24 protein-coding genes are annotated in these 21,691 nt (G+C 67.0%); 16 read left to right on the top strand and 8 right to left on the bottom strand.

The annotated features are described in order from the left end of the window. Positions 1 to 9: 9 nt before the first annotated feature. The 3 genes from WEB52_15735 to WEB52_15725 form a co-directional block, all read right to left on the bottom strand. On the bottom strand, positions 10 to 1,527 hold the full coding sequence (locus tag WEB52_15735; protein ID MEX2227885.1) for an ATP-binding protein: 1,518 nt from the start codon (positions 1,525 to 1,527) through the stop codon (positions 10 to 12). 386 nt (positions 1,528 to 1,913) lie between these two features. Then, positions 1,914 to 2,609, bottom strand: a complete 696-nt coding sequence (locus WEB52_15730; GenBank protein ID MEX2227884.1) for a DUF4389 domain-containing protein — start codon at positions 2,607 to 2,609, stop codon at positions 1,914 to 1,916. A 36-nt stretch (positions 2,610 to 2,645) separates the two neighbouring features. Next, a complete protein-coding gene (locus WEB52_15725; protein ID MEX2227883.1) occupies positions 2,646 to 3,449 on the bottom strand; it encodes a hypothetical protein in 804 nt (267 codons plus the stop codon). A 224-nt stretch (positions 3,450 to 3,673) separates the two neighbouring features. Between WEB52_15725 and WEB52_15720 the strand changes: the two genes are divergently transcribed. Beyond that, on the top strand, positions 3,674 to 4,987 hold the full coding sequence (locus WEB52_15720) for an acetyl-CoA hydrolase/transferase C-terminal domain-containing protein (GenBank protein ID MEX2227882.1): 1,314 nt from the start codon (positions 3,674 to 3,676) through the stop codon (positions 4,985 to 4,987). A 218-nt stretch (positions 4,988 to 5,205) separates the two neighbouring features. Here the strand turns inward: WEB52_15720 and WEB52_15715 are convergent, their stop codons facing one another. The 3 genes from WEB52_15715 to WEB52_15705 are packed head-to-tail and all read right to left on the bottom strand — an operon-like array spanning position 5,206 to position 7,209. Further along, entirely contained in the window at positions 5,206 to 5,679 is a 474-nt protein-coding gene (locus WEB52_15715; protein MEX2227881.1) for a DinB family protein, read from the bottom strand. 10 nt (positions 5,680 to 5,689) lie between these two features. Continuing rightward, complete coding sequence (locus tag WEB52_15710; GenBank protein MEX2227880.1) at positions 5,690 to 6,271, bottom strand: sulfatase-like hydrolase/transferase; 582 nt, start codon at positions 6,269 to 6,271, stop codon at positions 5,690 to 5,692. A gap of 26 nt (positions 6,272 to 6,297) precedes the next feature. After that, positions 6,298 to 7,209, bottom strand: a complete 912-nt coding sequence (locus WEB52_15705; GenBank protein MEX2227879.1) for an LLM class flavin-dependent oxidoreductase — start codon at positions 7,207 to 7,209, stop codon at positions 6,298 to 6,300. 558 nt (positions 7,210 to 7,767) lie between these two features. Between WEB52_15705 and WEB52_15700 the strand changes: the two genes are divergently transcribed. After that, entirely contained in the window at positions 7,768 to 8,139 is a 372-nt protein-coding gene (locus WEB52_15700) for a BlaI/MecI/CopY family transcriptional regulator (GenBank protein MEX2227878.1), read from the top strand. Here the strand turns inward: WEB52_15700 and WEB52_15695 are convergent. Continuing rightward, positions 8,132 to 8,395 carry a hypothetical protein gene (locus WEB52_15695; protein MEX2227877.1) on the bottom strand — a complete coding sequence of 88 codons (264 nt, stop codon included), beginning with the start codon at positions 8,393 to 8,395 and terminating at the stop codon, positions 8,132 to 8,134. The genes WEB52_15700 and WEB52_15695 overlap by 8 nt on opposite strands. 13 nt (positions 8,396 to 8,408) lie before the next feature. Between WEB52_15695 and WEB52_15690 the strand changes: the two genes are divergently transcribed. The 12 genes from WEB52_15690 (at position 8,409) to WEB52_15635 (ending at position 14,945) form a co-directional block, all read left to right on the top strand. Next, complete coding sequence (locus WEB52_15690; protein ID MEX2227876.1) at positions 8,409 to 9,020, top strand: M56 family metallopeptidase; 612 nt, start codon at positions 8,409 to 8,411, stop codon at positions 9,018 to 9,020. Positions 9,021 to 9,155: 135 nt separating this feature from the next. Further along, positions 9,156 to 9,419: a hypothetical protein gene (locus tag WEB52_15685; protein ID MEX2227875.1), complete on the top strand. Its 264-nt coding sequence runs from the start codon at positions 9,156 to 9,158 to the stop codon at positions 9,417 to 9,419. After that, entirely contained in the window at positions 9,416 to 9,571 is a 156-nt protein-coding gene (locus WEB52_15680) for a hypothetical protein (GenBank protein MEX2227874.1), read from the top strand. The genes WEB52_15685 and WEB52_15680 overlap by 4 nt, the downstream gene beginning before the upstream one ends. Then, positions 9,562 to 9,798 carry a redoxin domain-containing protein gene (locus tag WEB52_15675; protein ID MEX2227873.1) on the top strand — a complete coding sequence of 79 codons (237 nt, stop codon included), beginning with the start codon at positions 9,562 to 9,564 and terminating at the stop codon, positions 9,796 to 9,798. Before WEB52_15680 ends, WEB52_15675 begins: the two co-directional genes overlap by 10 nt. Then, entirely contained in the window at positions 9,779 to 10,126 is a 348-nt protein-coding gene (locus tag WEB52_15670; protein ID MEX2227872.1) for a hypothetical protein, read from the top strand. Before WEB52_15675 ends, WEB52_15670 begins: the two co-directional genes overlap by 20 nt. Positions 10,127 to 10,150: 24 nt before the next feature. Continuing rightward, positions 10,151 to 10,516 carry a plastocyanin/azurin family copper-binding protein gene (locus WEB52_15665; protein MEX2227871.1) on the top strand — a complete coding sequence of 122 codons (366 nt, stop codon included), beginning with the start codon at positions 10,151 to 10,153 and terminating at the stop codon, positions 10,514 to 10,516. Positions 10,517 to 10,531: 15 nt separating this feature from the next. Next, positions 10,532 to 10,837 (top strand): hypothetical protein, encoded by a 306-nt coding sequence (locus tag WEB52_15660; GenBank protein MEX2227870.1) that lies wholly within the window; start codon positions 10,532 to 10,534, stop codon positions 10,835 to 10,837. Continuing rightward, entirely contained in the window at positions 10,834 to 11,781 is a 948-nt protein-coding gene (locus tag WEB52_15655; GenBank protein MEX2227869.1) for a hypothetical protein, read from the top strand. Before WEB52_15660 ends, WEB52_15655 begins: the two co-directional genes overlap by 4 nt. Positions 11,782 to 11,791: 10 nt before the next feature. After that, positions 11,792 to 12,514: an SCO family protein gene (locus WEB52_15650; protein ID MEX2227868.1), complete on the top strand. Its 723-nt coding sequence runs from the start codon at positions 11,792 to 11,794 to the stop codon at positions 12,512 to 12,514. Positions 12,515 to 12,632: 118 nt separating this feature from the next. After that, positions 12,633 to 13,229, top strand: coding sequence for a redoxin domain-containing protein (locus WEB52_15645; GenBank protein ID MEX2227867.1), 597 nt, complete (start codon positions 12,633 to 12,635; stop codon positions 13,227 to 13,229). Next, complete coding sequence (locus tag WEB52_15640) at positions 13,229 to 13,960, top strand: cytochrome c biogenesis protein CcdA (GenBank protein ID MEX2227866.1); 732 nt, start codon at positions 13,229 to 13,231, stop codon at positions 13,958 to 13,960. Before WEB52_15645 ends, WEB52_15640 begins: the two co-directional genes overlap by 1 nt. Positions 13,961 to 14,117: 157 nt before the next feature. Next, on the top strand, positions 14,118 to 14,945 hold the full coding sequence (locus WEB52_15635; GenBank protein ID MEX2227865.1) for an aminoglycoside phosphotransferase family protein: 828 nt from the start codon (positions 14,118 to 14,120) through the stop codon (positions 14,943 to 14,945). 63 nt (positions 14,946 to 15,008) lie between these two features. Here WEB52_15635 and WEB52_15630 read toward each other — a convergent pair whose 3' ends face one another. Continuing rightward, positions 15,009 to 15,983 (bottom strand): D-glycerate dehydrogenase, encoded by a 975-nt coding sequence (locus WEB52_15630; protein MEX2227864.1) that lies wholly within the window; start codon positions 15,981 to 15,983, stop codon positions 15,009 to 15,011. Between the two features lie 89 nt (positions 15,984 to 16,072). On the opposite strand from WEB52_15630, the gene WEB52_15625 reads away from it, so the two are divergent. Together WEB52_15625 and WEB52_15620 are read left to right on the top strand one after the other, a co-directional pair. Further along, positions 16,073 to 16,753: a Crp/Fnr family transcriptional regulator gene (locus tag WEB52_15625; GenBank protein ID MEX2227863.1), complete on the top strand. Its 681-nt coding sequence runs from the start codon at positions 16,073 to 16,075 to the stop codon at positions 16,751 to 16,753. Between the two features lie 276 nt (positions 16,754 to 17,029). Then, positions 17,030 to 21,352 carry a DEAD/DEAH box helicase gene (locus tag WEB52_15620; protein ID MEX2227862.1) on the top strand — a complete coding sequence of 1,441 codons (4,323 nt, stop codon included), beginning with the start codon at positions 17,030 to 17,032 and terminating at the stop codon, positions 21,350 to 21,352. The last annotated feature ends 339 nt before the right edge of the window (positions 21,353 to 21,691 follow it).

Below are 21,691 nucleotides of genomic sequence, written 5' to 3'. Positions count from 1 at the left end.
TGCGGCAGCCTACTCCGCGCCCGCATCTTCATCGGAGAGCGGCAAGCTGAAGCCGATCTGCGCGCCGCCGCCCGGCGCCATGGCCGCCCACATTTCACCGCCCAACGCTTCGATGATCCGCTGGCATACGGCGAGGCCGATGCCGACGCCGGAAACGTCGCGCGACGTCCGCGTAGAGCGGTAAAACGGCTGGAAGAGCTTCTTCGCTTCTTCCGGCGCAAAGCCGTGTCCGCGGTCGATCACGAGCACGCGCAGATCATCCCCGTCGCGCCGTGCGACGACTTCGATCGGCTGACCTTGCGGACTGTACTTGTCAGCGTTGCTCAGCAGATTCTCGATGACCTGGCGAATGTACACCGGGTCGGCCAGCACGAAGGCGTAGCCGTCCGGCGCGTCGAGCGTGATCCGGCGGCCGCTCTTGTGCGCGAATTCGTCGATCGTTTCCCGCAGCACGCGGCGCACGAACACCGGCTCTACCGCCAGTTCTTGACCGCGGTCGAGCCGCGCGAGCACCAGCAGGTTGTCGATAATGGCGTGCAGCCGCTGCGACTCCGATTCGATGTCCTGCAGCGCGTTGTTGCGCGACTCTTCGTCGAGGCGAAAGCCCTTCGTGCGCAGGATCTGCGCGTTGCCGAGGATCGTCGTGATCGGCGTCTTCAGTTCGTGCGAGACAAGCCCCAGGAACTCGTCCTTGCTCGCGTTGGCCGCGCGCAGGTCGGCGGCGACGCGCTCCCGCTCATCTTCAAGCTGCTTGCGGTCGTGAATGTCGACGTTGACGGCAACCCACCGCTCGATGGCGCCGGACGGATCGCGGATGGCGACGCCGCGCGATAACAGCCACCGGTACTCACCGTCGTGGCGACGTCCGCGGAACTCCATCTCGAACGGCTCACCTGAACCGAATGACCGTGTCCACGAGTCCACGAAGGCTTCGAGATCGTCGGGATGGATCAATCCCGCGCTGCGCCAGTCGCGCGAATCTTCGACCTTCATGCCGAAGAAACGCTCCCAGGCCGACGTGGCGTACTCGACCTCCCCGTTCGGCCCGATGGTATACGACATGGCAGGCGCCGCCTCGACAATGCGGATCAGGCGCAAGATCTCATCGCGCCCGGCGCGTTCCGCCACCCTCTGCTCTGACATGTCCGAGACGATCGCGAAGAACCCGCTCCTCGGTTCGGCGCCGCCGTCCGGGATGTACGTAACTTCGACATCGCGGCGAGGCCCGTGGACGTAAGGCATGCTCGCGGAGTACGTCAGAAACTCGCCGCCGCACGCCCGCTCCATGTACGGCCGCGCGATCGCGTACGCGTCCTCGCCGTCGACTTCGCGGAAGTGCTGACCGGGAAGCGTCGCGACGTCGAGGCCGAACCACGTCTGGTATGCGCGGTTAGCGTAGCGGTAGCGATGATCGCTATCGACATAAGCGACGAGCACGGGAACCGAATCGGCGACGCTGCGAAGCAGCGATAGCTGCCGCACCAGCTCCTCCGCCGACGGCTGCGCCGAGGCGGTGAACTTAGCCATGGAGAGACGAACTCCTTTGCGGGACTGGCCTATGATCGTAACGCTCCAGGAGACGGATCTGATCCGCGATGGCCCGCTCGACGTTGCGTTTCCGTAACCTTCGTCGGCGCGGCGTCGCAGAAGACCGGCTCGCCCGGTGCTGAGACGGAACGTCAATTCTACCAGCCTCCGGAGGTGCGATGATCGTTCGCGGCAAAACAATCTACTTTCCGCCGCCCGGAGTCGGCCGGGCCCCCTGGGAGCTGCGCTTCGAGCCGTGGGTCCAGGCTCTCCGACTCCCCCAATCCACGCCGATCCCGCAGCGTATCGCCGGCATGAAGGGCGTCGACTGAGCGGGATCATGGATCGGCATGACCGGCGCGTGGAGTCGGCCGTTGCGCCTGAGGCTACGCGTCGAACGAGAACGGCGGATATTCGTCGCGCATCAGGTAGAGGTACGTTTCGACGCGCACCGTCCAGCGAAGATAGCCTACCGCGAAGCGGTACAGGCCCTCCGGGTAGGCGCCGGTGAACAGGATCGCGAACCACGCGATGACGGCCGTGACAAACCACGCGATGCTCAGGAAGAACAGCACGATGATGTGCGGAATGGCGTAAATCAGGCGCAACCCGACGGACCACAGGTCCCGCGGCTCCGCCGGATACTCGACGCGATACGTCACCGGATAGTCGCCATCGCCGAACGGCGGATACTCATCGCGCAGCAACGCCGAGTACGCGATCGCGCGCGTCCGCCAGCGCATGAAGTAGTGCGTGAAGTCCCAGATGCCACGCGGATGGCTGCGCGTGAACAGGATCGCGAACCACGCAACGATCGCCGCCACGCCGGCCGCGAGGCCAATGACGCCGTTGCCGCCGAAGCCTGAAATCTCCGGGCCCATCCCCCAGCCCCCATCACCCCGCCACCAGACAAACCCCAGGCCGCCGCCGAATGCGAAGCCCGGCCCGCCCACGAGCAGAAGGTGCGGGATCGCCAGGATGATGCGGAATCCCACGGTGAGCCGGTTGCGGTCGGTAAGCTGCGGTTCGACGTCGTACTCGATCGGGTAACTGGCGGGCATGGGGGCGGCGGTATCGTTCATGGGAGTCTGATCCTTCTCCTCCCGCTATGTCAGGCCTCAGCCGGGGCCGCCGGTGCGATCGCCGGGAAGATGCGCTGCGTTGGCGTTCAGCATCACGGCATAACGCCGCGCCGCGTCTATATCGGCCTTGTCATGCGACGCCTTGTAGCAATTGAGGCTGTCAAGCAGATGGTCCGCGACCACGCTCGTATCGACGCCCATGATGTAGCGCTCGCTCATTTCGTTCAGCGCATCCACGTACAACTCGAAGTGCTCGGCCAACCGCGTGAGCGTGTCGCGCTGGTGCGTGTCTTCGGCGACGTCCTGCTTCGCCGCGAGCCGGTACATCGCCTTGCCCGTCGAAACGTAGTAGCTGCCATCGACGAGCGGCGCGGCGCGACGGCGCAACAGCGTGCGGTGACCCGGCCGCCGCCGCGTCAAACTCGAAGGGAACACGCCCGAAAGGAAGAGCGCGCTATCGGCGTAGGCGCGGTACGCCTCGTAGCGGCTGCGGAAGAATTGCGCGCGCCTCTCGTCATCGAGAATCTCCGAGAAGTACAGCCGGTGCATCTTGCCATCGGCGCCCACCGGAAACAGCTCGCGCGTTGCCAGGTAACGGTCGAGCATCGCGCCCAGGTACTCGATGACGCCGGCGTGGCGGCTCCCGCGTCCGACGTACAGCACCTTGATGATGAAGAGGTCGAAGAGCGCGCGAGAAGAGATGCACCGCACATCGCCGATGTCGTCGTAGACCGCGCGCACGAGTTCATCGACGGCGCGCGCGAAGCGGACGTCGGCAGCGTTCCGCCCATCGTTGCCGGCGATGACGGCTTTCAGCTCCTGGATCCGCTGTTCGATCATCGCTGTCATCGATTGTAGCGGCACAGCCTTGCGAAGTGGTTACGTCCCCGCCGGCGGCTCCGCCCTTTCGATCTCATGATCGGATGCCGACGGGTGCGAATGCAGAGGCGCGCGATTGTGAAGAATGGAGCGACCGCTCTGCGCGGGAGACAGTCCAGCCTCGAGCCTCCAGCCTCCAAACTCCAGCTTCCAGCCCCCACCCGCAGCCGTTACCCTCCCCCGCGATGGACTGGCGCCAACGCTACGCCGACAGGCTCACCACCCCCGAGGACGCCGTGCGCGCCGTCCACGACGGCGATCGCGTCGTCATCGGCATGCACTACCAGACGCCGCTCGCGCTGTGTCGTGCGCTCGCCGCGCGCGCCAGCGAACTGCAGAACGTCGAAATCGAGAACTCCATCTCGACGTTCATCTCCTGGTGGGACGACGACGAGCCGAACAACTTCGCCGTGCGGTCGTTCTTCCTGCAGGCGAGCGACCGCCCCGCCATGCGCAAGGGCTTGCTCGACTACGTGATCGCGCCGCCTACGCGCTCGGATCAGAGCTACTGGCTCGACCGCAAGCCCGACGTGTTCCTCGTCAGCATCTCGCCGCCCGACGACGAAGGGTGGTGCAGCTTCGGCATGAGCGTCTGGGGCGCGCCCGAGGTCTGCCGTGAAGCGACGACCGTCATCGGCGAGGTCAACGAGCGCTTCATCCGCACGGGCGGCGACAACCGCGTGCACATCTCGCGGTTCGCGCACCTCGTCGAGGCGCCGCCCGTGTGGAAATACCTGCGCCGGCCGCCGCGCACCGACGAGGAGAACGCAATTACGGAAGTCATCTGCACGCTCGTCGCGAACGATATCGTGCAGGACGGCGACACGCTGCAGATGGGCACGGGCACCGTTTCCGCCGCGCTCGCGCCGTTCCTGGCGCATCGCCGCGACCTGGGCGTGCACTCGGAGCTGATCTTCGGCGGCATCCCGGAACTGGTCGATGCCGGCGTCGTGACGGGCGCCCGCAAGACGCGGCATCCGGGCAAGGTCGTCGGCGCGTCATTCGGGCCGCTCTCGCAGGACGGGTTCCGCAAGGTCGATGGTGACGAGCGTTACGAGCTGTACTGCATGAGCCACACGAACGACATCGCCGTGATCGCCGCGCACGACAACATGTGCGTCGTCAACAACGCGCTCATGGTCGACCTCACGGGACAGATCAACGGCGAGACGATCGGCCCGGAGATCTACAGCGGCACCGGCGGCGCCTTCGCGTTCGCCATCGGCGCGTTGCACGCGAAGAACGGCCGCTCCGTCACCGTGCTGCCGTCAACGGCAGTCGTCGATGGTGAGCGGCGCTCGCGCATCCTGGCCATGTTCCCGCAGGGCAGCGCCGTCACGGTGCCGCGCGGCTACGCCGATATCATCGTCACCGAGTACGGCGTCGCGCGGCTGAAGCATCGCACGCTGCGTCAGCGCATCGATGAGCTGGTCGCGATCGCGCACCCCGACTTCCGCGCCGACCTCCGCGCCGACGCCCGGCGGCTGTACGGCGTCTAGGGACGAAGTTGTAAGTCGTAAGTTTTCAGTTGTCAGTTCTGGTGCGGGCTTCTGGCTCCCCGGGCGCCAAACGGTTCTCCTCCAGCTACACATCCAACAGCCGAAGCAAGCCGCGCGGGCTGAAAGCCCGCGCTCGAATGAAGAAAACTCTGCGCCTCGGCGTCTCTGCTGTCTAGCGTTTCCTGTCGACCAGCGACCAGCGACCAGCACCCAGCGAACTACCGCCCCGCCTCCCACAACTGGCGCGTTAGCGACAATTGTCCCTCGTGCTCGCGCAGATGCTCCATCCCGTGCAGCAGCGCGAACGCCGGCGGCACTTCCTGCGGGTCGCCGGGGCCGGGACGCGTGCGCGTTTTGCGCATCGCCGCCCAGTCAATCGCGTCGCGCGTCGAGAGCAGTGCGTCGCACTGCTTCGCCATATCCTCGAACCATTCGCGCAGTTCCTCGGCGTTGGTCGTCGACGTCAGGAACTCGGCGTCGCGGTCGCGCTCCGCCAGCGGCGCGCCCAAAGCGATGCTCAGCCACGATCGCGTGCTGCTCCAGGCGTGGAACGTGAGCACCGCCATCGAATTGATCTCGTCGCCGGCGGGACGCCAGTTCAGCGCATCCGCGTCCAGCCCGTCGAGCGAGCGGCGATAGTCTTCGATCGACTGCTTGAGGTTGTAGCGTGCGGATGCAACGAACGGATCCATGGTGATACTCCTACGCCAGTCCCAGCCGCACGAATTGGTCCGAAGGCGCCTCGATCTCGACCAGCGCCTGGCGAAGTCTGCCCGCGGCCTCACGTTCGACGCGTTCGCCGCAGCGGTTCTCGTCTTCGGTCGGGTCGTTGCGCAGATCGTAGAGATGATTGCCGCTGAAGTTACCGTAGGCCCAGAACGGCAGCATGTCGCCCTGCGCGAACGGTTGCCGGATCACCGGCACCCTCGAGCCGTTCGAGGCCGGCGGCGAGAACAGGTGCGGGTGGTCCGAGATCAGCATCGTCGTCACGCCCGCGGCGCGCAGGTCATGCGTGATCGCGTGCTCCCAGATCTCGATCGACCCCCACGGCTTCCAGAGAAAGTCGAGCGCGCCGCACAGCATGTCGTGGCGCGCGGGCATGCACGGCAGCGAACCCGAGTAATGCTTCTCGAAGCGCACTGCGCGAGCGGCGAACCGGTCGAGGTTCGGCGTCGCGAACTCGCGGCCGCCGTACGCGCCGAGCATGTGCCGGTTCATGCTGTCGAGCAGCACGACGATCGCGTTCTTCGGCGTGCGCGCGACGGGCTGCGGTTCGGAAGTCATAGCGGCGATTATAGCCCGACCGGGCGTCACGCGAACGAAGGTATGACTTCGTCCGAGAACCGCATGAGGCTCTTGAGGTGCACGCGCGGCAGCTGGAACACGATCAGCTCGTCGAGGCCGTCCTCGGCGGACCGCCGCACCCTGCTGCGCACCTCCTCCAAGGAACCGAAGAGCTGCCGCGCCAGCTCGTCGTCCGAGGTGTTGAACTGCTCGCGCGCAATCTCCGACGCGCGCCGCACGACGGCCGGGTCGTCGTGCATGAAGAGGTGCGTCTCCAGCGTGCGCCTGATCTCCTTCGGATCGCGTCCGATCTCCCGGCAATACGCGTCGATCTTTTCGTTCGCCTCGGCGAGGTTAATCATCGGGTTGGCCGCGTCGGCATACTTCGCGATGATCCGCAGCATCGCATCGCTGCCGCCGCCGATGAGGATCGGCGGGTGCGGCCACTGGATGTTCTGCGGGCTGTACGGCGGACCGTCCAGGCTGTAGTGATCGCCGCGAAACACCGGCCGTTCCTGCGTCCAGAGAGCCCTGATCACCTGCACCGCCTCGTCGAGCCGCTCCGCCCGCTCGCGCCGCGTGCCGAAGTCGATCCCGTAGCGGCGGTTTTCGCCCGGCCACCCCGCGCCGATCCCCAGCTCCAGGCGTCCGTTCGAGATGTGGTCGATCGTCGTCGCCATCTTCGCGAGCAGCGCCGGATGGCGGTACGCGTTGCCGGAGACGAGCACGCCGAGCCGCACGCGCGATGTTGCCTGCGCGATCGCCGCCAACGCGCTCCACGCGTCGAGGCGTGGGTCGTCAGGCGGGCCATTCCCCATCATCGCGTCGCTGATCCACAGCGAAGCGAAGCGCGATTCAGCATCGATCGTGCGGGCGACCTGGAGCAGTTCGTCCCACGCGATCGGCGCTTCTACCGATACGCCGAATCGCATTCCCATGAGATCTGCACGCTATGACTCGTCGCATGCCCCGTCAAGATGGTCCCTGCCAGCGCGTGTCAGCAGCGTCGCTGCGAATTCCGCATCATCGCGCGCTGGCGTCCCCCGACCTGTCGACGCCCGGACAGAAGGGCACCGACATGCGGCTTGGCGAACAGCGGTAGGAGAAGTGGCCACGTCCTTGTGCCTCGGCGAACGTCCCGCGTATCGAGTCCGACTGATGCTGCTCGGCCGTCTTGTCCGCAGCAGCGCCACCGCTCCCGCCGGATGCCGATTGGACGATGAGATAGACGATTAGAATCGCGAGGCTGAGAACGCCCGCCGCGACTGCCAACGGTCTCCACGTGATGCGCCGGGGTTCCTTGTATGTCGCATAGCGCCCCATGGCAGGCTTCTCCGCCCGCCCTTTGTGCGTTCGATCCACGCGCTTCTGACCTCTGCTCATGAACCTCCCAGCCTGCGGTACACTCCGCGATATCAGACGCCGGACGTGACTCCGACACGGTGTAGTAGTGAGGCCGTATGCCAGGGAAGCGAAGCCAAACCGGTGCCCGTGGCGTGGCGAATCTCGGGCCGCTGGAAGCTCGCATCATGGCTGTGGTCTGGGATCGAGGCGACGTCACGGTGCGGAACGTGGCTGATGTGCTCGAATCGGACACTCAATCCGCCTACACAACTGTAATGACCGTCATGTCGCGCCTTGTGGACAAAGGCATGCTCGCTCGCAAGGCCCGCGGTCGGGCCTACCTGTACTGGGCTCGTGTGGGACGACAGGTGTACGAGGACCAGCTCTCACGAAGCCGGGTGCGAGGCTTGTTAGAGAAGTTCGGCGACGTTGCCGTCGTGCAGTTCGCGGCGGAGCTTCAGGACGTGGACCCCGAACGCGCGCGACTGCTCGGTGAACTCTTGCGGCGGAGGCAATCTAAATGAGGCGTCGTGTCCTGATCGTCGCCGCGGCGCCCGCCGCATTGACCTTGGCGGTGGTTTCGTCGGCCTCGGTGGCGCACGCGATGATGCGTGGATACACCGAGCTGTCACTTGCATGCATGCGGGTCAGCGACGCTGTCCGCTCGCATTTGGACATGGTCGCCGCCGCGATGTTTGGGAGTCTAGCCCTCATCGCCTTGCTCGCGGCGGCGTCCGCGTCATTCCAGCAGCGCCGGACTCGCCGCGTGATCTCCGACATCAAGAGCGGACGAGTGCTTACGATCTCTGGCGAACTCGGAGCGCTGGCGTCGCAGCTCGGGTTGATGGACGGCATCGACTTCGTAGATGCGGATGAACCGTTCGCGTTCTGCCACGGCCTTCGGCGCCCTCGTCTGATGATCAGCAGGGGAGTGCTCGACATACTCGACCCCGATGAACTGGAAGCCGTACTGCGTCACGAGGCCGCGCACCTGCACGAGCGCGATCCGCTGCGGATCCTCGTCAGTCGTGCGATTGCGACAGCCCTCGCCTTCGTGCCGTTCAGCGCAGGGCTGCGCGATTCCTACCTCTGCCGCAGGGAACTGCGCGCAGACCGTGCAGCGGTTGATGCGATGGGTGACGCGCTTCCGATGGCGTCGGCACTGGCGAGGATGCTACGTGCCGGGCACCGGAGCGCCTTCGCTTCGCTCGCTGTGGGAGCGCTTTCAGCGACGGACATCCGAATAGATCACCTGCTGGGATGCGTCACGCCCGAGACTGCTCTGCTCCGCAGCGCGAACCCCCTCCACGCGCTCGCGTTCGCGACCCTTTCGATGTTGCTGCTCTGCGTGCTGGTCGCGACGGCGCATGCGGCCACCGGCGTGCGTCCGTGTTTGCCGTGCTGAGCTAGCCCCTCTCAGGCGCCGTCGGAGCGTTTCGGCGCGTCCGTTCTCGAATCTAGGGAATCCCCGGTGCGACTCTACTACGTATCGTAGTAGACTGTGGCCAGAAACGGACACCGTTCCAGAAGGAGCACACACATGGAAAACCTACCCCTGATTCTGGTCGTGCTCGCGTGTCCGATCGGCATGGGACTGATGATGCTGCTTATGGGGCGGGGGATGATGGGCATGGGGCGTGGCGACAAACACGACGCCGTGACCGACATGCCCGATCCGATGCCGGCGGATCCCGAGAAACGGATGGCGTTGCTCCAGGCGCAGCGGCAGTTGCTCGATGCCCAGATCGCGGCGACAGAGGAGTCTGAGTCCGCGCGCTCGAACGCGGACGAGGCGGCGCGATGAACTCTGCCGCGAGAAAGTCGCGCGGCGCCAAAGCGAAATCCTGGTGGGCGCGTCGCCGGAACAGGAACGCGTTGTGGTTGAGCCTCGCCGACGCCGGCCTCGTCGGCATCATCGCGGTATTCGTCTGGGCGCGGAGCCAGGCGTGGGCGTGATGTCGGAAGGCGACGTTCCCGTGGGGCAGACCGTCGAGGCGGTGCAGCTCGAGGACAGCCGTACGGGCGAGATGTTCGACCTCGGTCAGTATCTCGGGAAGTGGGACATCGTGGTCGTCGCCTACATGGGCGACTTCTGCTTGGGGTGCGCGGAACTGGTCGCGGAGCTTGAGCGGCGCGTTCCGGAGTTCGAGGCGGCGGACGCCTATGTCGTCGCTCGGGTATGAGGTCGGCAACGTCGGTCAGGAGACCGTCCAGAAACGCGGCATCAACTCGTACCCGGTGCTGCAAGAGTATCCGCCGTACACCTTCACGAAGAGCATCGGCATGTGGAGCGAGCACATGCGGATGCCCTTCATGGGGTACGTCATCATCGACAAGTCCGGGAAGATCGTCGCCGGGCAGCAGACCTCGCTGAGCGAGGCGAAGGGCGCTGCACCGACGAACGTCGACTACGTGCTCGCAGCGCTCAACTCGGCTCGTGTAGGCGGAGGCGCACCTGCGAGTTCAGGCGGCGCCATCCCGGCGATCGGAAACGGGCTACGAGGGCGGTAGACGTTGTCCGGAAGAGCCGCGTCAATGACGCTCATTGTTGTCTTCGTCGCCGCGACCGTTCTCGCGGCGTGCGGGTCTGGAGGTAGCGAAGACGCGTACGGCGAGCGGGATCCGCTCGGCGTCGCGGGGAACGCCGTGACCGTGGAACTCACGAATCTCCAGTTCGCGCCGCAAGGCATCAGGATCAAGGCGGGCACGACGGTGACCTGGGTGAACAATGACGCGGCGGTACACAACGTGCGCCAGATCGACAGCGTCTTCCTGAGCCAAGACGTGATGCCGCGGGGTGATACGTTCTCGTACACGTTCGACGCGCCGGGCACGTTCCGCTACCAGTGCACCTTCCACCACCCGAATATGAACGGTGTGGTGATCGTCGCGGACAGCTAGCGAGGAGGTCGGACGATGGAATGGATCATTGTGGCCGTCGTCGCGGGAGCAGCGCTCATCTGTCCCGCCATGATGTTCGGGCCCGCGCTGCTGCAACGCCTCGGGCTGCGGAAGGGCACGTCCAATCCGATGTCGTGCATGGGAATGTCGGCGGGCCATTCATCACGCGGCGACGAACTCGAAGCGTTGCAGCGTCGCGCGGCAGAGCTAGACGACGAGATCGCCATGACGCGGATCCTCGCGGACGGCGCAGCGCGCCGAAGCCAGCACGCAGAAGATCCCCCCAGCGGGCGCAGCGTGACCGGAGGAGAGCATAGATGACGACAACGGCGAAATCAGGCAAGTCCCGTCAGCAGACTAAGCCCTGGTGGTCGCAACGGCGTAACCGCAACAAGGTTTGGGTGGGGCTGCTCGGCGCGGGCCTCGTGGCATTGATCGGGATCTTCGTCGTCTTACAGTCGGGCGGTGACGACGGCGCATCGTCATCGTCGAGCCGCTTCCCCTCGATCTACACGTTCGAGACGGCCGACCTTCATTCGCTTAGCTTCGACCCTTCGAACTCGCAGCGTCTCGTGTTTGGCCATCACGGCGGCGTCATGGCCAGCGAAGACGGCGGAAAGACATGGAACGCGCTGGTCGATCGGCAGAACTTCGACGGGATGAACCTGGTCTTCGACCCGCAGCAACCGCAGACGTTGTACCTCGCAGGTCACAACGTCTTCTCCCGCAGTGACGATGGCGGCGCCACATGGCAGGCGGTGAGTCACAACCTCCCCGGCCTCGACCTGCACGCGTTCGGCGCCTCGCCGGTTACGGGCGGGCGGTTCTACGCGTTCGCGCTGGGCAGAGGCATCTTCGCGAGTGAGGGTGGAGCGTCGGAGTGGTCGCCTCTGTGGCCGGATGCGCCGCAAGGCACCAACTCGATCGTCGAGATGAGCGACGGGACGCTCTTGGTCGGCGCCAGCGACAAGGGCATCTTCCGGTCTGAAGACGGCGGCGCGACCTGGCAGGAGTCGCGAGGCGGCATCGACACCGGCCTGATCTACTCGATCAAGGGGGAGCCCGCCAGCCGCCGCGTGTACGCGGGCACGAGCAATGGTCTCTTCGTCAGCCCCGACGGCGGCCGCAGTTGGAGCCCAACCGCGCTCGACGACGCCCAGATCGTCGTCGTGGGCGTGAGTCCCGACAACCCTGATGACGTGATGGCGATCGACGGCGGCGGACGGCTGTACCGTTCTGCGGACGGGGGCGATACCTGGGGATGACGGAACGCGCATGGCCGAGGCGGTGACGGCAGGACGCTTTGAGAGGTGGCGGAGGCTATGGAGGGCGATCATCCTGCCCCTGAACGCCGTCGCGCTGCTCCCCGTCATCGTAGGTGGCGTGATCGTCGGAGCGCGCCTCCTGGGCGATGAGACCAGCGACGCGCAGCCGCCAGACGCGCGTTACGAAGGGGCCGCCCTCGAAAGACCGGCGCCGGACTTCAGCTTGATCGACCAGGATGGCCAGTCAGTCGCGCTCACGGACCTTCGAGGAAAGGTTGTCGTGCTCGCATTCATGGACAGCCGCTGTGACGACACCTGCCCGCTCACTGCACAGGAGCTTCGACTCACGGCGAACGTATTGGGCTCGCGAGTTGACGAGCGCGTAGCGTTCGTCGCGATCAACGTGAACCGCAACTTCAACCGGCCGGAGGACGTCGCGCTCTTCACCCGCGAGCAGCACCTCGACGAGATCCCAGGATGGCGCTTCCTCACCGGACCCCCCGAATGGCTGGAGCCGGTCTGGACGGCCTACAACATCAACGTGCAGCCCCCGTCTGAGCCGGGAGAAGACGACTTCCAGCACTCCCCGGGCGTGTACGTAATCGACCAGCAGGGCAACCTCGTGCGTCACGTCTCCGTGCCGCTGCTCGAGGACCCCTCCATCCCGACGTGGGATGGCCGGCCGCTGCGGGAACTGCTCGAGCTCCACGTGCGAAAGCTGTTGGAGCAATGAATGAGCGCGGATTCGGCCCGTCGTGAGACGCGGAATCGTGTGATGAGAAATGGGCATGGTTGAGCAAGACACGGCCGAGCATACGCCCCGCTGGCGAAGACTGTGGAGGTCGTTCATCTTGCCGCTCAACGCGGTGGCGCTCATCGTGCTCCTCATCTGGCTGCTCGACAACGGCCGCCTGCCGGGTTTGAGCAGCAATGGTTCGACCACGTCCGTGTCGGACAGCGATTTCTACTCCACCAGCGGAGAGCCGCTGGGCGCCGATCGGGGAAGCGGCCCCGGCCTGGGCAAGCCGGCGCCCGAGTTCACGCTGCTCGACACCGGCGGCAAGGTCGTCCACCTCAGCGACTTCCGCGGCAAGGTGGTAGTGCTGAACTTCTGGGCCACCTGGTGTCCGCCGTGCCGCAAGGAGTTCCCCGAGCTGGTCAAGACCTACGCCGGCGGGACGGGCGACGTGGTCGTCGTCGGCATCAACATGCAGGAGAACCGCGATCAGGTGCGCGCGTTCGCCGACGACTACGGCGCCGACTTCCCGATCCTCATCGATCCGAAAGCGGAGGCGGCCGACGCGTACCGGCTGCTCGGGCTCCCAAGCACCTACTTCATCGACCAGCAAGGCGTGCTGCGCGAACAGCACTTCGGCCTGCTCAAGCGTGAGATCATCGACGACAAGATCGGGAAGACGCGGGCCGCCGGAATCGCCGCGGTGCCCTGATGGAAGTCACGCTCTTTACCCCGCTCCTGGCGTTCACAGCAGGGCTGCTCTCCTGTGCTTCTCCCTGCGTGCTGCCGCTCGTACCCGCGTACGTGGCAAACCTGTCAGGCGTCGCGGCGGCCACGGCGGATGCGTCCAGGCGGCGCAGCGCGGTCATGCTGCACGCGAGTGCGTTCGTCCTCGGGTTCACGCTGATTTTCGTCGTGCTCGGCGCCTCGGTAGGGTTCGTCGGCTACGCGATCCGCGATCAGGAGGACCTGCTGCGGAAGGTCGGCGGCATCTTCATGATCGTCATGGGGCTGCAGGTGGCCGAGATCATCCGCATCCCTTGGCTGAGCCGGACGTTCGCACCACTCGATGAACGCTCTCCGATCGGAAGCGTCGGCTATGCACGCTCGGCCGGCGTCGGCTCCGCCATGGCGGTTGGCTGGACGCCCTGCCTGGGCCCGACGCTCGGCGGCATCCTAACGCTCGCTGCAACGTCTGACACGGCGCTGCAGGCGACCGGGCTGCTCCTCGCGTACTCGGCTGGTCTCGCGGTCCCGTTTCTCGTTGCCGGCCTCGCGCTCGACCGCGCGACCGGCCTCGCGCGCCGGATGCGCCCGGTGATGCCCTTCATCTCGGTTGCGAGCGGCGTCGTGCTCATTTTCGCCGGGGCGCTCTTGTACACGGATGCGCTTGCGCGCTTCAACCGCTACTTCACGTTCAGTGGACCCGGCGCGGACCTGTGATCGGTCATCGGGGTTTGCTTCCCATGAGATCTGCACCCTATGACCCGTCGCCAGCCACGTAAAGGCGGTCCCTGCCAGCGCGTGTCAGCAGCGTCGCTGCGAATTTCGCATCATCGCGCGCTGGCGCCCCGCCGCGACGATCGCGGATGATCGGCGCATGGTGGCGCAGCAGCGACGTAGGATCGCCGAAGGGCGCGAAGCCGAGATCTTCGAGTGCGACGGCGATTCCGTGCTCAAACTCTTTCGCGACGACCGCGCGGCCGCCAGCATCGAGCGTGAAGCCGCCGCGATGAACGCCGTCCGCGCCGCCGGCGGCCCCGCGCCGGAAGCGCGCGGCATCACGCGCGAGGACGATCGCCCCGGCCTCATCATCGAGCGCGTCGACGGGCCCGACATGCTGACGCTGCTCGGCAAGAAGCCGTGGTTCGCATTCGCCGCCGGCCGTATCCTCGGCGAAGCGCACGCCGCGCTCCACGACGTCGTTGCGCCGGCCGGACTGCCGGCGCTCAAAGATCGTTTCCGCGCCCGCATCGAGGCGGCCGCCGCGCACGCCACGCAATACGCGCAACTCGCGGACTTCGTACTGAGCAAGCTCGAAGCGTTGCCGGCGGGTGACCGCGTCTGCCACGGCGACTATCATCCCGGCAACGTGCTCGTCACCTCCGATGGCGCGCGCGTGATCGATTGGCCCTCCGCCATGCGCGGCGACCCCCACGCCGACGTCGCGCGCACGCTGCTCGTGTTCGACATCGCCAGCGTGCCGCCCGGCGCGCCGACGATCGTCCGCCGCCTCGAAAAGCTGGCGCGCCGCCTGATCCGCTCGCGCTACCTCGCGTCGTACAAGCGCCTGCGCCCGCTCGATGACGCACTGCTGGCGCAATGGCGCATCCCCGTCGCAGCCGAACGCCTGCACGACGGCATCGAAGACGAACGCGACAAGCTCATGGCGATCCTCAATCAGGCGATGCAAAGCGGCGGCGTGTAGCTGCGTTGTCCCCGCACTTTCCATCCCGCTTCCCGCCTCTCGCTTCCCGCCTCCATCACACCCTCACCCGTACACCTCGGGATTTACGCAGTTCGGCAATCGCTCACCGCGCACACCCGCGAGCACGTTGTCGATCGCCATATCCGCCATGCGCCCGCGCGTCGCATGGCTCGCGCTGGCGATGTGAGGCAGCAGCACGGTGTTCGGGGCGCGCATCAGCGCGTCGCCCGGCGGTATCGGCTCCACCTCCGCCACGTCGAGCCCGGCGCCGCCGATCCACCCCTCGGTGAGCGCGCGGGCGAGCGCCTGCTGATCGACGATCGGCCCGCGTGCGGTGTTGATGAGGATCGCCGCCGGCTTCATCGACCGCAGTTGTTGCCCGCCGATCATGTGGCGCGTCTCGTCGGTCAGCGGCACGTGCAGGCTCACGAAGTCCGACTCGCGCAGCAACCGCTCCATCTCGACGCGCTCAGCGCCAGCCACGTCTTCCTCCGGCTGTGAACGCGTTGCGTACAGGACGCGCATGCCGAAGCCCTGCGCCCGCCGCGCCGCTGCACGCCCGATCTTTCCGAAGCCGACGATCCCCAATGTCGCGCCGTGTACGTCGTGCCCCAGCAGCAGGTTCGGATCCCACGTGCGCCAGCGCGCATCGCGCACGAAGCGCTCCGCCTCGACGATCCGCCGCGCGACGGCGAGCATGAGCGCAAACGCCAGGTCCGCCGTCGTCTCCGTCAGCACGCCGGGCGTGTTGCCCACCGCGATGCCGCGTTTCGTCGCCGCGGCCACGTCGATGTTGTCGTAGCCAACGGCGACGTTGCTGATCACGCGCAGGTTCGGCGCCGCGGCGATGAGTTGCGCGTCGATGCGGTCCGTCAGCAGGCAGACGATGCCGCCGGCCTCGTGCGCGCGCTCCCGCAGCGTGAGGTTGCCCGGCGGCACATCCCCCGGCCACAGGTCGACGTCGACCTCGCGCCCCAGCCGCTCGACGGCATCGCCGGGCAGCCTGCGAGTGACGAAGACTCTGGGCCGATCAGCCATGAGCGCATGGTACGCGAATGACCTTCCTTCGAGCCGCACGCTGACCTACTGCTTCCTGCCCCGGCACGCATCAACCTAGAATGCCGTGCATGAACGGCGCCGCCTTCGCCAACTCGCCGCTGCTCGGCCGCATAGACGCCGACGATCTGCGGTCGCTGGCACGAGCCGCCGTGCGGCGTTCGTTCGCTGCCGGCGAGATCATGTTCCTCCGCGGCGAACCCGGCGACAGCGTGTTCGCGATCGTCAGCGGGCGCGTTCGCGTGTTCGTCGAGGGCAGCAGCGGTGACGTCGTCCTCGGCACCCGCGGCGAGGGCGACGTGCTGGGCGAGATGTCATTGCTCGATGGCATGCCGCGCAGCGCCAGCGTCCGCGCGATCGATGATGTCACCGCCCTCTACGTCGCAAAGGATCGCTTCGACGCGTGGCTGCGCGATCACCCCGCGGCGTCGCGCGCCATGCTGGAAGTGTTCGCGAGCCGGCTGCGCGAGGCGACGGACCAGGTCGCCGGTATCGCGCTGCTCAGCGTCGAGGCGCGCGTCGCACGGCGCCTGTGGCAGATGTTCGCCGCCGCGTCGCACGATGGCGCGCCGCTGCCGGACGCGTCGATACGCGTCAACCAGACGGAGCTTGCGCGCGCCATCGGCGTCACGCGCGAGAGCGTGAACAAGCACCTCGCGCGCATCAAGCAATCAAACGTCATCACCATGGCCTCCGGCCGCGTAACGCTGATCGACCCCGAGGCGCTGCGTGCGCTGGGAGAGGATCTCTAGCGCTCCCATCGAGGCGGGCGGTCCAGTGGCGCGAGCTTTCAGCCCGCGATGCCGACCGAAGAGAGCGCACATCCTCTCCTAATCGAGCGCGGGCTGAAAGCCCGCGCGGCTAAACGGCATCAGCTTCGACGCAGCGTGCTCCTCGCGAAAAACTGTCACAACTTGCCGCCACTCTCCTGACACACCGTTGACCACAACTTGCCCGCGAAGCTGTGGTCAGCCGGCCAGACGCCGCGATACACTGGAGTTCGTCCGTTCCCGCGAAGAAGGCCTGATTTGAACCTGCCAGCGCATTTCCATCCCGCCGTCCGGGCGTGGTTCCACCGGCGCTTCGATGCCGCGACCGATGCTCAGCTCCGCGGCTGGGAGGCGATCGCGCGCGGCCGCGACACGCTCGTCGCCGCCCCGACGGGCTCCGGCAAGACGCTCGCGGCGTTCCTGTCGAGCATCGACAGCCTCTTCAAGCGCAGCCTCGATGGCACGCTCGAAGACGGCGTCATTGACGTCGTCTACATCTCGCCCCTGAAGGCGCTGAGCAGCGACATCCAGCGCAACCTGGAGGCGCCGCTCACCGAGATCCGCGAAGCCGCGCGTGACATGGGCTACGACGCGCCCGAGATCCGCACGGCGTTGCGCACCGGCGACACGACGCAGGCACAGCGCGCGGCGATCCTCCGCCAAGCGCCGCACATCCTGATCACCACGCCAGAGTCGCTGTATCTCATGCTCACCGCCGAGCGCAGCCGCGCGCTGCTGCACAACGTCCGCACCGTGATTGTCGATGAGCTGCACGCACTGATGCGCGACAAGCGTGGCAGCCACCTCGCGCTGTCGCTCGCGCGTCTCGACGCTCTCTCCGAGCAGCGGCCGCTGCGCATCGGTTTGTCGGCGACGATCCACCCGATCGACGAAGCAGCGCGCTTCCTGATCGGCAGCGACCGCGACGACGCCGACGGCTCGCCCGCATGCACGATCGTCAACGTCGGCCACCAGCGACAACTCGATCTGCTGGTCGAAGTGCCCGCCAGCGATATGCAGGCCGTCGCCTCAGCCGAGCAGTGGGGTGAGATCTACGACAAGCTCGCCGCCATGATCTCCGAGCACCGTACGACGCTCGTCTTCGTCAACACGCGCCGGTTGGCAGAGCGCGTCGCGCACAACCTGGCGGAGCGCCTGGGCGAGGAGCACGTCGCAGCCCACCACGGCAGCCTGTCGAAGGATCGGCGGCTGCGCATCGAGCAGCGGCTCAAGGCCGGCGAGATGCGCGCCATCGTCGCGACCGCTTCGCTCGAACTCGGCATCGATGTCGGCACCGTCGACCTGGTGTGCCAGATCGGATCCCCCCGCGCCATCACGACGTTCCTGCAGCGCATCGGCCGCAGCGGTCACGCGCTCGGCCTGACGTCGCGCGGGCGTCTCTTCGCGACCTCGCGCGACGAGTTGGTCGAGTGCGCGGCGCTGATCCGCGGCGTGCGCGCGGGCCGTCTCGACCGCGTCTGGCCGCCGGAAGCGCCACTCGACATCCTCGCGCAGCAGATCGTCGCGGAGTGCGCGAGCCGCGAGTGGCGAGAAGACGACCTGTACGCGCTCGTGCGCACCGCGAAGCCGTACGAAACGTTGCCTCGCCCGGACTTCGACGAGGTCGTCGACATGCTGAGCGAAGGGCCCGCGCAGTCGCTGGGGCGTGGCCGAGCCTTGCTGCATCGCGACCAGATCGGCGGCACGCTCAAGGGCCGGCGTGCGGCGCGGATTACGGCGCTGACGTGCGGCGGTGCGATCCCCGAACTGGCCGACTACAAGGTCGTGCTCGACCCCGACGAGACGTTCGTCGGCACGGTCGATGAAGATTGGGCGGTCGAGAGCATGGCGGGCGACATCTTCCTGCTTGGATCGCACTCGTGGCAGATCCGGCGCATCGAGTCGGCGCGTGGCGTAGTGCGCGTCGCGGATGCGCAGGGACGGCCGCCGTCCGTGCCGTTCTGGCTCGGCGAAGCGCCGTCCCGCACCCGGGAGCTGTCCGAAGAGGTCAGCCGCCTGCGAGAAGACGTCGCAGGGCAGCTCGAAGGCGACCACGATGTCGCCGGCTGGCTCGCAAAGGAGTGCGACCTCGACCGCGCCGGCGCGACGCAGGTCGTCGAGTACATCGCCGCGGAGAAGGGCGCGCTCGGCGTGCTGCCGACGCAGACCGACGTCGTCTTCGAGCGCTTCTTCGATGACGCGGGCGGCATGCAACTCGTCGTCCACGCGCCGTTTGGCGGTCGCATCAACCGCGGCTTCGGTCTTGCGCTGCGCAAGCGCTTCTGCGTGAACTTCGACTTCGAACTGCAGGCGGCCGCGACGGACGATGCGGTGGTGCTGTCGCTCGGGCCGCAGCACAGCTTTCCGCTCGAAGATGCCTTTCACTTCGTGAAGTCGGGCAACGTCCGCGAGGCCCTCGAGCAGGCGATCCTCGTCGCGCCGATGTTCGGATCGCGCTGGCGCTGGAACGCGACGCGGGCGCTCGCCGTGCTGCGCGCGAACGGTGGCAAGCGCGTGCCGCCACCCATCCAGCGCATGCGCTCCGACGACCTGATGACGGCCGTGTTTCCGTTGCTCACCGGCTGCCAGGAGAACGTCAGCGGGCCGCTCGAGATCCCCGACCACCCGCTGATGCGCCAGACCGTGCGCGACTGCCTCTACGAGGCGATGGACATCGACGGGCTGACCGCAGTGTTGCAGCGCATGGAGGCGGGCGAGATCAAGCTGCACGCCCGCGATACGACGGAGCCTTCGCCGTTCGCGCACGAGATCCTGAACGCCAAGCCGTACGCATACCTCGACGACGCACCGCTCGAAGAACGGCGCACGCGCGCGGTCTCGCTGCGGCGCACGCTGCCCGAGCACGCTCGCGACCTCGGCGTGCTCGATGTTGAAGCGATCGACCGCGTGCGCGACGAAGCACGCCCTGAGCCGCGCGACCCGGACGAACTACACGACCTGCTGCTCGGCCTCGTCGTCATGCCATCGGTCACGCTGAGCGAAGCGAACGACCTCGCCGTACCCGCGACGGCATCCCACCGCGACTGGTTCGAAGCACTGGCGACCTCCGGTCGCGCCGCCGCAGTGCGCACCGGCGCGGGCGAACTGTGGTTCGCCGCCGAGCATCTGCGTTCCGTGCAGGCGCTGTACCCGGGCGCGGACATCACACCGGCCGTGCGCTTGCCATCGCACCTGGACGGCGTCGTGCCGGAGCGTGAGGACGCCGTGCTGACGGCAGCGCGCGGCCACATGGAGTACCTGGGCCCGGTGACGCCTGCGCAGCTTGCTCCGATGCTCGCGCTCGGCGCGCCGGAGATGACGTCCGCGCTCGCGCGTCTCGAAGGCGAAGGCGTCGTGCTGCGCGGACACTTCACCCCGGGCGCCGACGACGAGGAGTTCTGCGACCGGAGGCTGCTCGCGCGCATCCACCGCTACACGCTGGACCGCCTGCGCAGCGAGATCGAGCCTGTCAGCGCGCAGGACTTCATGCGTTATCTCCTCGCGCGTCAGCACGTCGGAGGTGACCGCCGTCTTGAAGGCAAGCGCGGACTCCTCGACGTGATCGCGCAACTCCAGGGCTTCGAGATCGCGGCGTCGGCGTGGGAGCGCGACGTGTTGCCGCTGCGTGTCGCGAACTACGACCCGCGCTGGCTCGATGACCTGTGCCTTGCAGGGGAAGTCGTATGGTCGCGCCTCTCGCTGCGCAAGAATGGCAACGGGGCGTCGCGCTCGTCCGGCCCGTCGCGCGCGACGCCGATTACGCTGGCGCTGCGCCGCGACGTGCCGCGCCTGCTCGACGTCGTGCGCGGCGCACAGCAGCCCGATGCGCCATCCACCGGCGCAGCGGGCGCGACCTGGGACGCGCTGAGGCAGCACGGAGCGCTCTTCTTCGATGACCTCGCGTCGGCGAGCCGCCAGTTGCCGGTACAACTCGAGGAAGGGCTGTGGGACCTCGTCGGCCGTGGGCTCGTCACCGCCGACGGCTTCTCGGCGCTGCGGCAGATCATGACGCCGCAGGGCAGCCGCGGTCGCAGCGCGCGTCGTCATGCGCGCTACGGCGGCGCAGCGCGGCCGTCACGCGTGTCGGCGCCGCAGGGGCGATGGTCGATCGTGCAGCGCTTCAGCGAAGCGTCAGCGAACGAAGACGTAGCGGAAGCGGCCGCGATGCAATTGCTCGCGCGATACGGCGTCGTGTTCCGTGACCTTGTTGCACGTGAAACATTGTCCGTGCCGTGGCGTGACGTCGTCCGGGCGCTGCGACGCCAGGAGGCGCGCGGCGTCGTGCGTGGCGGGCGTTTCGTGTCGGGCTTCATCGGCGAGCAGTACGCCATGCCGGAGTCCGTCGACGCGCTGCGCAAGGTGCGGCGCTCCGAGCGCACGGGCGAGGTGCTGCGGCTGAACGCGTCGGACCCGCTGAATCTCGCCGGCATCATCACCCCGGCGCCGCGCGTGCCCGCGCTGCACACGAACGCGATCGTCTTTCGCGACGGCGTGCCGGTGGCGGTGGAAGAAGGCCGCAAGACACGTCTCCGCGAGGACGCGGCGGAAGGCATCGGGGAGTTCCTGGGGCTGCCGGTCTAGCCGCGGCTGAGCACGTCATCATCCTGAGCGAATGCGAAGGATCCCGTTCCGGCAACGCGGATAGCAACCGCGTTACAAGTGGTGCAAGGAGGGCGGCCTGTTGTGCCAGGAGATTCTTCGCTTTGCTCTGAATGACTCGCCACCGTGCCGTCATCCTGAGCGAATGCGAAGGATCCCCGCGCGGCGGCGCTCAACGTATCCGCGGTAGAGGTGGTGCAAGGACGGCGGCCTGTGCGCCAGGAGATTCTTCGCTTCGCTCTGAATGACTCGCACCGTGCCGTCATCCTGAGCGAATGCGAAGGATCCCGTTCCGGCGACGCGGATAGCAACCGCGTTACA

The organism is Dehalococcoidia bacterium (assembly GCA_040902535.1).
Classification (GTDB): domain Bacteria; phylum Chloroflexota; class Dehalococcoidia; order DSTF01; family JACRBR01; genus JBBDXD01.
Note: the sequence above shows the minus strand (reverse complement) of the source record. Positions and strands in the feature narration are given on the sequence as shown.